The organism is Streptomyces sp. NPDC059524 (assembly GCF_042749255.1).
Classification (GTDB): Bacteria; Actinomycetota; Actinomycetes; order Streptomycetales; family Streptomycetaceae; genus Streptomyces; species Streptomyces xanthii.
This window is the reverse complement of the sequence record NZ_JBHYTK010000025.1, coordinates 30,199-42,292: the sequence shown is the minus strand read 5'-3', so window position 1 is coordinate 42,292 and position 12,094 is coordinate 30,199. Positions and strand designations below refer to the sequence as shown.

Here is a 12,094-nt window from a genome sequence, read left to right as displayed (position 1 = left end):
CCGGCCTCTTCGTCCCTCATGGAGGTGTGCCTAGATGACCAGCACGGTCCCCGCACTCGGTACCCGAACGGCCGAAGGGTCCGCCCTGCAGGCCGTCCTCCTCGACATGGACGGGACCCTCGTCGACACCGAAGGCTTCTGGTGGGACGCCGAGGTCACGGTCTTCGCCGCACTCGGCCACACCCTGGACGAGGCCTGGCGCCACGTCGTGGTCGGCGGACCCATGACCCGCAGCGCGGGCTTCCTCATCGAGGCCACCGGCGCCGACATCACCCTGCCCGAGCTGACCGTGCTCCTCAACGACGGCTTCGAACAGCGCATCAGCCAGTCCCTGCCGCTGATGCCGGGCGCCGCGAGACTCCTGGCCGAACTCGCCGCGCACCGCGTGCCCACCGCACTCGTCTCCGCCTCCCACCGCCGCATCATCGACCGTGTCCTGCACTCCCTGGGCAAGCAGAACTTCCGGCTCACCGTCGCCGGTGACGAGGTCGAGCGCACCAAGCCGCACCCCGACCCCTACCTCGTCGCCGCCGCGGGCCTCGCCGCCGACCCGCGCCGCTGCGCCGTCATCGAGGACACCGCGACCGGCGTCGCCGCCGCCGAGGCCGCCGGCTGCCACGTCGTCGCCGTACCGTCCGTCGCCCCCATCGAGGCGGCCCCCCGGCGCACCGTCGTCCGCTCCCTCGAACACGTCAACCTGCCTTTCCTGCACGGCCTGATGACGCCGTGAAGGCAACTGACCGGTAATCGGCGCGGCCGTTCCGCGAGGCGGCGTGAAGTCGCCGTCGCGGCCGGTTAGCGACCCCCGCCGGTCAAGTTGAACATGTGACCTTTCCCACTCGGCGGGGGGTCGACAGTGCCTGGGCGGGGTGTCGGAAAGGAGCCTTCCGCCCCCTGCGGCATCACCTTGTGTCCCGATTGGTCGCCCCCTGCGACGAACCTTCCTCCTGAGGTGTTTCGGTGTGTCCACACCCGGTTTCGGAGCGTGATGGGCCGCCCTCTCCAGCGCCTGCGATGTCCGTTCGCGAGCCCATTAGTGTCGTCGCGAGAACATCGCCGCAAACCCTCCCGCCGACGCGCGCGCACCACCCCCGCCCGCGGGCCACGGGAACCAACAGCTCTGGAGAAGTACGAGCATGAACCGCAAGACTTTGGTGCTGCCGGCCGTGATCGGTCTGCTCGCCCCGGTGCTCGCCGCGTGCGGCGGGTCCGACGGCGGCTCGTCCGACGGCAACGCGATCGTCGTGGGCACTACCGACCGGTTCACCGCCTCGAAGGACGCTCCGGCCCCCTTCGACCCGGCCTACGCCTACGACGCCGGGTCGTGGAACGTGCTGCGCCAGACCGTGCAGACGCTCATGGCCATGCCCCGCAGCGGCAGCGGCGAGCCCGTCCCCGAGGCCGCCGAGAGCTGCATCTTCTCCGACACCGGCAGCGAGCGGTACGCGTGCAAGCTGCGCAAGGACCTCAAGTTCGCGGACGGGACCCCCGTCACCGCGACCGATGTGAAGTACTCCATCGACCGCGTCCGCAAGATCGAGAGCGACAGCGGCTCCTACAGCCTGCTCTCCACGATCGACACGATCGAGACGCAGGGCACCCGGGACGTCATCTTCCACCTCAACACCCCGGACGCCACCTTCCCGTACAAGCTGGCCACCCCCACCGCGGGCATCGTCAACCCCGACGACTACCCCAAGGACAGCCTGCGCGACGGCTTCGAGGTGGACGGCTCCGGCCCCTACAGCCTCAAGGCCGAGGTCAAGGACAACGTCGTCGTCAAGACCGTCTTCACCAAGAACCCCCACTACAAGGGTGAGCTGAAGCCGAAGAACGACAAGGTCGAACTGCGCTCCTTCGCCGACGCCGACGCCATGGGCAAGGCCCTCGACAAGGGCGACGTCGACCTGATGACGCGCACCCTGTCCCCGGAGCAGATCAAGTCCTACGGCGACAACCCGCCGAAGAACGTGAACCTGGTCGAGATGCCCGGCATGGAGATCCGCTACCTCGGCTTCAACACCGCCGCCCCCACCGTCCGGGACAAGGCCGTCCGCCAGGCGATGGCCCAGGTCGTCGACCGCGGCGAGATCGTCGCCGGCGTCTACGGCACCACCGCCCAGCCGCTCTACTCCCTGGTCCCGGTCGGTATCACCGGCCACCAGAACTCCTTCTCCAACAAGTACGGAGACCCCGACGTCGCCAAGGCCACGTCGATCCTGCGCCGCGCGAACATCACCACCCCGGTGAAGCTCACGCTGCACTACACGACGGACCACTACGGGGCCGCCACCAAGAAGGAGTTCGAGATCCTGAAGAAGCAGCTCGACGCGAGCGGCCTCTTCAAGGTCTCCATCAAGGGCGAGCCCTGGGACGTCTTCCGCCCCGCCGAGCTCAAGGGCAAGTACGACGTCTACGGCCTCGGCTGGTTCCCCGACTTCCCCGACGCGGACAACTTCCTCGCGCCCTTCCTCGACAAGGGCAACTTCCTCAACTCGCCGTACTCCGACAGCGACATCCGGGGCCGGCTGATCCCGGCGGAGCGCCGCGAGGCCGACCGGCTCACCGCTTCCGAGAGCATCGAGCAGATCCAGGACATCGTCGCCGACGACGTGCCCGTCCTCCCGCTGTGGCAGGGCAAGCAGTACGTCGCCGCCCGTGACGACGTCACCGGTGTGGAGTGGGCGCTGTCCGCTTCCTCCGTCCTCCAGCTGTGGGAGCTCGGCCGCGGCGTCAGCGGCTGAGCGTCCGCCTGAAGGGGCCGGTCCCGACGCCGCGACCGGCCCCGCTCTATCGCACGACCGACGACAAGGCACGTACGTGAGAATGCGCAACCAGTGGCTGGCCCCGTCCATCGGAGCGGTGCTCGCCGCCGCCCTGCTCGCCGGCTGCGGCGACGAGCAGTCGGACGCCGCCGCCGACGGTGAGTCCGTGGTCATGGGGATGTCCGACGACGTCCTCGCCACCGACCCGGCGTCCGGCTACGACCCCGGCTCGTGGCTGCTGTTCAACAACGTCTTCCAGTCGCTCCTCAGCTTCCCCAACGGCGGCACCGAGCCCGTTCCGGAAGCCGCCAAGGAGTGCCACTTCAGCGATGCGGCCACGAAGGTCTACTCGTGCACGCTGCGCCCGGGGCTCAAGTTCAGCAACGGGAACGCGCTCACCTCGAAGGACGTCAAGTACTCCTTCGACCGGACGATGACCATCGACGACGACGCCGGTCCGGCGATCATGTTCCCGATGCTCGACAAGATCGAGACCCCCGACGCGAGCACCGTCGTCTTCCGGCTCAAGTACGCCGACGCGACCTTCCCCAGCAAGATCGCCTCCGGTGCCGGCTCGATCGTCGACCACACCGAGTACCCCGCGAGCCGGCTCCGCACGGACGGCAAGGCCGTCGGCTCCGGACCGTACAAGCTGGACTCCTACGGCAAGAACCAGGCCGTCTTCTCGGTCAACTCGTCCTACAAGGGCAACGCCAAGGTCAAGAACACCGGCGTCACCATGAAGTTCTTCCACGGCGACCAGCAGGGCCTCAAGAAGTCCCTGCTCGACGGCGACATCGACCTCGCCTACCGAGGCCTGGCCGCCCAGGACATCGCCGACATCGAGAAGGCCGGCACCAAGGGCATCGACGTCGTCGAGGGCAACAGCGCCGAGGTCCAGCACCTCGTCTTCAACATGAAGGACCCCGTCGCCGGCAAGCTCTCGGTCCGCAAGGCCATGGCCTACCTGCTCGACCGCGACGCCCTCATCGACAAGGTCTACGACAACACGACCGCCGCCCTGTACTCGATCATCCCGGCGGGCATCACCGGCCACAACACGGCCTTCTTCGACACCTACGGCGCCCGCCCCTCCGCGGCGAAGGCGGCCCAGGCCCTGCGCGCCGACGGCATCACCGGCAAGGTCAAGATCACCCTGTGGTCCACCCCGGTCCGCTACGGCCCCACCACCGACGCCGAGCTCAAGGCCATCGCCGGACAGCTCAACGCCAGCGGCCTGTTCGACGCCGACGTGAAGTCCGTCGAGTTCTCCCAGTACGAGCGGGACATCAAGTCCGGCAAGTACGGCGTCTACGTCAAGGGCTGGGTGCCCGACTACCCGGACCCGGACAACTTCACCCAGCCGTTCTTCGGCGAGGGCAACGTCCTCGGCAACCACTACGACAACGCCACGATCACCGGGACGATCATTCCGCAGACCGGTGAGCAGAGCGACCGCTCCTCGACCAGCGAGCAGTACGAGCAGCTCCAGGACATCGTCGCCGCGCAGCTGCCGATCCTGCCCGTCTGGCAGGCCAAGCAGTACGCCGTGACCCGCGACAACGTCTACGGCCTCGAGAACTGCCTCGACGCGTCGACCGTCTTCCGCTTCTGGGAGATCAGCAAGGGCTGAGCCCGCGTCCCGCGCCGGACACGCGTGAGGGGCGGCGGTCACCACCTCGGTGACCGCCGCCCCTCACGCGCATCCCGCTCGCTCTACTGCGCCCCGGGACGCACCAGACCGCTCTCGTACGCGTACACGGCCGCCTGCACCCGGTCGCGCAGCCCCAGCTTCGTGAGCACGTGCCCGACATGCGTCTTCACGGTCGTCTCGCTGACGAACAGGTCCGCGGCGATCTCCGCGTTCGACAGACCGCGCGCCACCAGCTTCAGCACCTCCACCTCGCGCTCGGTGAGGGTGTGCAGGGTGTCCGGCACCGGCTCCTCGCCCGACGGCAGATGGTCCGCGTACTTGTCCAGGAGACGGCGCGTGATACTCGGCGCCAGCATCGCCTCGCCCGCGGCGACCACCCGGATCGCCTGCACCAGCTCGTGCGCGGGGGCGTCCTTGAGCAGGAAGCCGCTCGCCCCGGCCCGCAGCGCCTCCACCACGTACTCGTCCAGGTCGAACGTCGTCAGGACCAGCACCTTCGCCGGGCCGTCCCGGCCGGGGCCGGTGATCTGCCGGGTCGCCTCGACCCCGTCCATCCGCGGCATCCGGATGTCCATCAGCACCACATCGGGCTGCAGCGCCCGCACCTGGTCGAGAGCCTGGAGGCCGTCGCCGGCCTCGCCGACGACCGCGATGTCCTGCTCGGCCTCGAGAATCATGCGGAAGCCCGTACGCAGCAGCGGCTGGTCATCGACCAGTAGGACGCGGATGGCCACGAAACTCTCCTTCGGTAGTCCGGGCCCATTCTGCCCTGCTAGGGCGTGCCCGACTCGGGCAGCCCGACCTGCAACGGATACGGCGGGGGAGTCCCGCCGAACTCGGGGCAAACCGCCTGATGGTCGCACCAGCCGCACAACTTCGTCGGCCGCGGCCGCCACTCCCCGGTCTCCGTCGCCGTCTGGATCGCGTCCCACAGCGCGTGCAGCTTGCGCTCCACCCGCTCCAGGTCCGCCACGACCGGGTCGTACGTCAGCACGTCACCGCTGCCCAGGTACACCAGCTGCAGCCGGCGCGGCACGACGCCCTTCAGCCGCCACACCACCAGCGCGTAGAACTTCATCTGGAACAGGGCGCCCTCCGCGTACTCGGGGCGGGGCGCCTTGCCCGTCTTGTAGTCGACGATGCGGACCTCGCCGGTCGGCGCCACGTCCACCCGGTCGATGATCCCGCGCAGCTTCAGACCCGACGCCAGCTCCGCCTCGACGAACAGCTCCCGGTCCGCCGGCTCGAGACGCGTCGGGTCCTCCAGCGTGAACCAGCGCTCGACCAGCCGCTCCGCCTCGCCCAGCCAGCGCGTCATCCGCTCGCCCTCGGCATCGTCCGCGAACAGCTCCGCCAGCTCCGGGCGGCTCTCCCGCAGCCGGTCCCACTGACCCGGAATCAGCGACTTGGCCCGCGGCGGGGTCCGCTCCCCGGCCGGCGCGTCGAACAGTCTCTCCAGCACCGCGTGCACCAGCGTGCCCCGCGTCGCCGCCTCGCTCGGCTTCTCCGGCAGCTTGTCGATCACCCGGAACCGGTACAGCAACGGGCACTGCATGAAATCGCTCGCGCGCGACGGCGAGAGCGAGGCGGGCCGGGCGGGCTCGCGGGCGGGCTGGGCACTGGTCTCCATGACCCCCGACCTTACGGCCCGCCACCGACAGTCAGGCACCTGCGCGGTCGGCGGCGTCTTGCGTAGCGTGGACCCGGGGGAGTCGGCGCGGGCCGCCGGACACCGTCCGCATACCATCGACGCCAGAACGTCCCGCCCCGCGGCGGGAGACGCTCGAACGAGGGGACCGAGGGATCACCGTGGACGAGAGCGGCCGGCCACAGTCGGGCACCGGCGGGACGACCCCGCCCCCGCACGCCGACACGCCCCCCGAGCCCCCGGCCGAGCCGGGCGCCCCGACGCCCGCCGACGCGCCGAAGAGCGAGGCGCCGGGCGCGGACGAGTCCCCGTCGCCCGCGGGTGCCGAGCCGGACGACCCCGACGCGACCGTGACCCCGGACTCCCCGTCACAGGCCGAACCGGCCACCGCCGACGCAACCCGGCCCGCCTCGCCCACGGGCGAGACCACCCCGGTCGCCCCGCCCGCCGCATCCGCCCAGCCGCCGGAGGCGACCCCCTTCGACCGGCACCCCGAGCGCGCCGCCGCCACCTCGGGGAAGCGCAAGGGTCCCGCCAAACCGCCCGAGCCCCGCGGCGGGCTGCTCATGGGGCGGCCGTTCGGCGTGCCGGTGTACGTCGCCCCCAGCTGGTTCCTCGTCGCCGCGCTGATCACCTGGGTGTTCGGCGGCCAGCTCGACCGCGTGCTCCCCGAGCTCGGCGCCCTGCGCTACCTCGTCGCCCTCTTCTTCGCGGTCGCCTTCTACGCCTCCGTGCTCGTGCACGAGCTGGCCCACACCGTGGCCGCCCTGCGCTACAAGCTCCCGGTCCGCCGCATCCAGCTCCAGTTCTTCGGCGGCGTCTCGGAGATCGAGAAGGAGTCCGAGACCCCGGGCCGAGAGTTCGTCCTGGCCTTCGTCGGCCCGCTGCTCTCGCTCGTCCTCGCCGGCGTCTTCTACCTCGGCCTCAAGGCCGTCGAACCCGGCACCGTCCCCGGCGTCCTCCTCGCGGGCCTGATGATCTCCAACCTCATCGTGGCCGTCTTCAACCTCCTGCCGGGCCTGCCCCTGGACGGCGGCCGCATGCTCCGCGCCGTCGTCTGGAAGATCACCGGCAAGCCCATGAGCGGCACGATCGCCGCCGCCTGGGTCGGCCGCGCCCTCGCCGTCAGCGTCCTCATCGGCCTGCCGCTGCTCACCCAGTCCGGCGCCCTCGGCCCGGACGCCGAGGACGTCAGCGGCATGGACACCGTCCTGGACGCGCTGCTCGCCGCGATCCTCGCCGCGATCATCTGGACCGGCGCCGGCAACAGCCTGCGCATGGCCCGCCTGCGCGAGCACCTCCCCGAACTGCGCGCCCGTACCCTGACCCGCCGCGCCGTCCCCGTCGAGCCCGCCACCCCCCTCTCCGAAGCCCTCCGCCGGGCCAACGAGGCGGGCGCCCGCGCCCTCGTCGTCGTCGACGCCGACGGCGAACCCCGCTCCCTGGTCCGCGAGGCCGCCATCGTCGGCGTCCCCGAACACCGCCGCCCCTGGGTCGCCGTCAGCGGCCTCGCCCAGGACCTCACCGACGGCATGCGCGTCTCCGCCGAGCTCGCCGGCGAGGACCTCCTCGACACCCTCCGGGCCACCCCCGCCACCGAGTACCTCGTCGTCGAGGACAACGGCGCCATCTACGGCGTCCTGTCCGCCGCCGACGTGGAGCGCGCCTTCGTCAAGGCCATGGCCAGGCCCTCGTAGAGCCGTACAGGGAACCCGCGTGGTCGGCGGCCCGCGCCGGGCCCGGTAGTCTGTTCACATGTCCGAACCGACCGGTGCCGCCCGCCGCCGCGGGCCCTTCAAGGTCGGGGACCAGGTTCAGCTGACCGACCCCAAGGGCCGCCACTACACGTTCACGCTCGAAGAGGGAAAGAACTTCCACACCCACAAGGGTTCCTTCCCGCACGACGAGCTGATCGGCGCACCCGAGGGCAGCGTTGTCCGCACCACCGGAAACGTCGCCTACCTCGCGCTGCGCCCCCTGCTCCCCGACTACGTCCTGTCCATGCCCCGCGGTGCCGCCGTGGTCTACCCCAAGGACGCGGGGCAGATCCTGGCCTTCGCGGACATCTTCCCCGGCGCCCGCGTCGTCGAGGCGGGCGTGGGCTCCGGCTCGCTCAGCAGCTTCCTGCTGCGCGCCATCGGCGACGACGGCATGCTGCACTCCTACGAGCGCCGCGAGGACTTCGCCGAGATCGCGAAGGGCAACGTCGAGCGCTACTTCGGCGGCCCCCACCCCGCGTGGCAGCTCACCGTCGGCGACCTCCAGGACAACCTGTCCGACGCCGACGTCGACCGCGTCATCCTCGACATGCTCGCCCCCTGGGAATGCCTCGACGTCGTCTCCAAGGCGCTCGTCCCCGGCGGCATCCTCTGCTGCTACGTGGCCACCACCACCCAGCTCGCGCGCACCGTCGAGTCCATCCGCGAGATCGGCTGCTTCAACGAGCCGACCTCCTGGGAGACGATGATCCGCAACTGGCACGTGGAGGGCCTCGCGGTCCGCCCCGACCACCGGATGATCGGCCACACCGGCTTCCTCCTCACCGCCCGCCGCCTCGCGGACGGCGTCGAGCCGCCCATGCGCCGCCGCCGCCCCGCCAAGGGCGCCTACGGCGAGGACTACGACGGTCCCAACGCCGACGGCGGAGCCCGCGGCCGCTGACCCCACCCCGTACGACCGCACAACGCACCGGCGCCGCCGTCGAGTTCCCCGCACCGCACGGGAACTGGACGGCGGCGTCCGTACGTTGACCCAGCGGCAGCACCACCCTCGCGTACAGCCGCGAAGAAACGGCGGACCCCGCCGTTCCCCCGCACTGTGACCTGTGGCACGATGCTGGCCACCCCCACCGGCACAGCCCTCACAGGAGACACTCCTAGTGCAGCAACCCGCCGTCCCGGAACTGGCGCACACCACCACCCGTCCCATCCACTGGCTGGCCACCGCGGCCGCCGTCGCCGCGGTCGTCGCGGCCTCCGGCTTCCTGCAGCCGGACTCCGCCACCGCCGCACCGACGGGCGGCGGCGAGCACGTCACCGCCAAGGCGCACGCGGTCGCCCCGCCCGACCCCTCGGCCGTCGACTTCCCGATCGAGTGCGGCCCGGTCAAGGCCCTCGTCCGCGCGAAGGCCACCGGTGACCTCGACGGCGACGGCAGACCCGAGACCGTCGCCGTAGTCCGCTGCGACGCCGGCTCCGGCACCCCGCCCGACGGCGTCTACGTCCTCACCCAGCCCGCGGGCTCCGCCGCCCGGGTCGTCGCCACCCTCGTCGACCCCAAGGACAGCTACACCGCGAGCGACGTGACCGTACGCGACGGAGCCGTCACCGCGAACCTCGACGGCTACTCGTCCCCCGACGTCCCGCGCTACCGCCCCGACGTCCACGACAAGGCCAAGTGGCAGTGGAAGGGCGGCTCGTTCGTCCGCTCCACCCCCGCCGAGGCCCGCAGCGTCTGACGCGCTCCCCGCGCGAAAAGGGGCCCCGTCCACCGGTCACTCCGGCGGGCGGGGCCCCTCACACATACAAGGCGCTCAGTCGGCGTCCGGCCCGTACACCTCGACGCCGTCCGCGACCCGGCGCACGTGGATGCAGTCGCCCGGGCACTCGTTCGCCGACGCCACCACGTCCGTGAGCAGCGGCAACGGCACCGGCGTGGTCACACCCGGCTCCGTGAGCAGCTCGTCGTCCGCGCTCTTCACATACGCGAGCCCGTCGATGTCCAGCTCGAAGACCTCGGGCGCGTACTGGGCGCAGATCCCGTCCCCGGTGCACAGATCCTGATCGATCCACACCTCCAGGGGAACGCCCGCTCCGGTGCCGGATACGGCCTCTTGCTGCACGGTCATGTCTCCTGCCGTTTCCTGCGTCGCGGCCCGGGAAAAACCGACCTCGCCGGAGCAAGTCGGGCCAGGCCTGACGGGTGTTGAACGGTGTCGAGCCTATAACCACCGGCTTTCGGATCTTCATGGGTGGGTATTCCCCTGGCGTGAGGGAGAGCGCAAGGGTGAAGATCGGACACACCCCGACGTCTTTGTGATCTAGGGGTTTCAATCGACACCCGCCCAGGTAGGGTCTGGAAGCGTCCAGCTCCCCTTGGAGGAGGTGAGGACCGTGGCAGCCCACGACGACGACATCAACCGCGGCATCCGCCCGGGACGAGGGTCCGACGACCCCGCCGGTCAGATTGCCTATCTCGAGCAGGAAATCGCCGTCCTGCGGCGCAAGCTCGCCGACTCTCCGCGTCATACGAGGATTCTCGAAGAGCGGATCGTCGAGTTGCAGACGAACCTGGCAGGCGTGTCCGCCCAGAACGAGCGGCTCGCCAACACGCTCCGTGAGGCCCGCGACCAGATCGTGGCCCTCAAGGAGGAGGTCGACCGGCTCGCACAGCCGCCGGCCGGCTTCGGAGTCTTCCTCTCGGCCAACGAGGACGGCACCGCCGACATCTTCACCGGCGGCCGCAAGCTCCGGGTGAACGTGAGCCCGAGCGTCGAGCTCGAAGAGCTCAGGCGTGGCCAGGAAGTGATGCTCAACGAAGCACTCAACGTGGTCGAGGCCATGGAGTTCGAGAGCGTCGGCGACATCGTCACCCTCAAGGAGATCCTCGAGGACGGCGAGCGCGCCCTCGTGACCGGGCACACCGACGAGGAGCGGGTGGTACGGCTCGCCGAACCGCTCCGCGGCATCACCATCCGCCCCGGCGACGCCCTTCTTCTCGAACCCCGATCCGGCTATGTCTACGAAGTCGTACCGAAGAGCGAAGTGGAGGAACTGGTCCTCGAAGAGGTCCCGGACATCGGCTACGAGCAGATCGGCGGCCTGGGCAACCAGATCGAGCTGATCCGCGACGCGGTCGAGCTCCCCTACCTCTACCCGGACCTCTACAAGGAGCACGAACTGCGCCCGCCCAAGGGCGTCCTCCTGTACGGGCCCCCCGGATGCGGCAAGACGCTCATCGCCAAGGCGGTCGCCAACTCCCTCGCCAAGAAGGTCGCGGAAGTGACCGGACAGGCGCAGGGCAAGAGCTACTTCCTCAACATCAAGGGCCCCGAGCTCCTCAACAAGTACGTCGGCGAGACCGAGCGCCAGATCCGCCTCGTCTTCCAGCGAGCGCGCGAGAAGGCCAGCGAGGGCACCCCCGTCATCGTCTTCTTCGACGAGATGGAGTCCCTCTTCCGCACCCGCGGATCCGGCGTCAGCTCGGACGTGGAGAACACCATCGTCCCGCAGCTGCTCGCCGAGATCGACGGCGTGGAGGGCCTGCAGAACGTGGTCGTGATCGGTGCCTCGAACCGCGAGGACATGATCGACCCCGCCATCCTGCGCCCCGGCCGGCTCGACGTGAAGATCAAGATCGAGCGCCCGGACGCCGAGGCCGCCAAGGACATCTTCGGCAAGTACCTCACCGAGCGCCTCCCGCTGCACACCGACGACCTCGGTGAGCACGGCAGCGACAAGGCCGCCACGGTCCACGCCATGATCCAGACGGCCGTGGAGCACATGTACGCGGAATCCGAGGAGAACCGCTTCCTCGAAGTCACGTACGCGAATGGCGACAAGGAAGTCCTCTACTTCAAGGACTTCAACTCCGGCGCAATGATCGAGAACATCGTCGGCCGCGCCAAGAAGATGGCCATCAAGGCCTTCCTCGAGCAGAACCAGAAGGGCCTCAGGGTCGCCCATCTCCTCCAGGCTTGCATCGACGAGTTCAAGGAGAACGAGGACCTTCCGAACACCACCAACCCGGACGACTGGGCCCGGATCTCCGGAAAGAAGGGCGAGCGGATCGTGTACATCCGCACCCTGGTCACCGGAAAGCAGGGCGCGGACACCGGACGCTCCATCGACACGGTGGCGAACACCGGACAGTACCTGTAAAAAGCAGGGTGGGGGGGGGGGGGCGGCGGCCGCGGGGTGCCGGCCGGCGGGGCGGCGGGGGGGCGCCGGCGCGGCGGGCGGGGGTCCGGCCTGTGCCGGCTTCTGCGGCGGGTACTCCTCGGGGGGCCCGAGGTCGGCCGTCGCACGG

Annotated in this window: 10 protein-coding genes; 7 read left to right on the top strand and 3 right to left on the bottom strand. The window is 70.2% G+C overall.

Features of this window, described 5'->3' with window-relative positions:
- The first annotated feature begins 34 nt into the window (after positions 1–34).
- The 3 genes from ACFW9D_RS10240 to ACFW9D_RS10230 all read left to right on the top strand — a co-directional run bounded on the left by ACFW9D_RS10240 (position 35) and on the right by ACFW9D_RS10230 (position 4,398).
- Positions 35–730, top strand: coding sequence for an HAD family phosphatase (locus ACFW9D_RS10240; RefSeq protein WP_188339882.1), 696 nt, complete (start codon positions 35–37; stop codon positions 728–730).
- A gap of 406 nt (positions 731–1,136) precedes the next feature.
- Entirely contained in the window at positions 1,137–2,744 is a 1,608-nt protein-coding gene (locus tag ACFW9D_RS10235) for an ABC transporter substrate-binding protein (RefSeq protein ID WP_384619966.1), read from the top strand.
- 76 nt (positions 2,745–2,820) lie between these two features.
- Complete coding sequence (locus ACFW9D_RS10230) at positions 2,821–4,398, top strand: ABC transporter substrate-binding protein (RefSeq protein WP_384619963.1); 1,578 nt, start codon at positions 2,821–2,823, stop codon at positions 4,396–4,398.
- An 83-nt stretch (positions 4,399–4,481) separates the two neighbouring features.
- On the opposite strand, the gene ACFW9D_RS10225 is transcribed toward ACFW9D_RS10230, so the two are convergent.
- A complete protein-coding gene (locus ACFW9D_RS10225; RefSeq protein ID WP_161301686.1) occupies positions 4,482–5,153 on the bottom strand; it encodes a response regulator transcription factor in 672 nt (223 codons plus the stop codon).
- A 38-nt stretch (positions 5,154–5,191) separates the two neighbouring features.
- The gene (locus ACFW9D_RS10220) at positions 5,192–6,049 is read right to left on the bottom strand and encodes a RecB family exonuclease (RefSeq protein ID WP_384619960.1); all 858 of its coding nucleotides are present in this window, start codon (positions 6,047–6,049) and stop codon (positions 5,192–5,194) included.
- Positions 6,050–6,228: 179 nt separating this feature from the next.
- Here ACFW9D_RS10220 and ACFW9D_RS10215 point away from each other — a divergent pair, with 179 nt between their 5' ends.
- The 3 genes from ACFW9D_RS10215 (at position 6,229) to ACFW9D_RS10205 (ending at position 9,524) form a co-directional block, all read left to right on the top strand.
- Positions 6,229–7,764 carry a site-2 protease family protein gene (locus ACFW9D_RS10215; RefSeq protein WP_384619958.1) on the top strand — a complete coding sequence of 512 codons (1,536 nt, stop codon included), beginning with the start codon at positions 6,229–6,231 and terminating at the stop codon, positions 7,762–7,764.
- Positions 7,765–7,822: 58 nt separating this feature from the next.
- Entirely contained in the window at positions 7,823–8,728 is a 906-nt protein-coding gene (locus ACFW9D_RS10210; protein ID WP_188339887.1) for a tRNA (adenine-N1)-methyltransferase, read from the top strand.
- Positions 8,729–8,945: 217 nt separating this feature from the next.
- On the top strand, positions 8,946–9,524 hold the full coding sequence (locus ACFW9D_RS10205) for a hypothetical protein (protein ID WP_384619955.1): 579 nt from the start codon (positions 8,946–8,948) through the stop codon (positions 9,522–9,524).
- Positions 9,525–9,599: 75 nt separating this feature from the next.
- On the opposite strand, the gene ACFW9D_RS10200 is transcribed toward ACFW9D_RS10205, so the two are convergent.
- On the bottom strand, positions 9,600–9,914 hold the full coding sequence (locus ACFW9D_RS10200) for a ferredoxin (protein ID WP_188339889.1): 315 nt from the start codon (positions 9,912–9,914) through the stop codon (positions 9,600–9,602).
- Positions 9,915–10,179: 265 nt separating this feature from the next.
- On the opposite strand from ACFW9D_RS10200, the gene arc reads away from it, so the two are divergent.
- The gene (arc, locus tag ACFW9D_RS10195; RefSeq protein WP_188339890.1) at positions 10,180–11,946 is read left to right on the top strand and encodes a proteasome ATPase; all 1,767 of its coding nucleotides are present in this window, start codon (positions 10,180–10,182) and stop codon (positions 11,944–11,946) included.
- The last annotated feature ends 148 nt before the right edge of the window (positions 11,947–12,094 follow it).

Excerpts from the sequence above, each read along its gene's own strand:
- ACFW9D_RS10220 (WP_384619960.1), bottom strand. The coding sequence starts at position 6,049 with ATGGAGACCAGTGCCCAGCCCGCCCGCGAGCCCGCCCGGCCCGCCTCG.
- ACFW9D_RS10210 (WP_188339887.1), top strand. The coding sequence starts at position 7,823 with ATGTCCGAACCGACCGGTGCCGCCCGCCGCCGCGGGCCCTTCAAGGTC.
- ACFW9D_RS10235 (WP_384619966.1), top strand. The coding sequence starts at position 1,137 with ATGAACCGCAAGACTTTGGTGCTGCCGGCCGTGATCGGTCTGCTCGCC.
- ACFW9D_RS10240 (WP_188339882.1), top strand. The coding sequence starts at position 35 with ATGACCAGCACGGTCCCCGCACTCGGTACCCGAACGGCCGAAGGGTCC.
- ACFW9D_RS10200 (WP_188339889.1), bottom strand. The coding sequence starts at position 9,914 with ATGACCGTGCAGCAAGAGGCCGTATCCGGCACCGGAGCGGGCGTTCCC.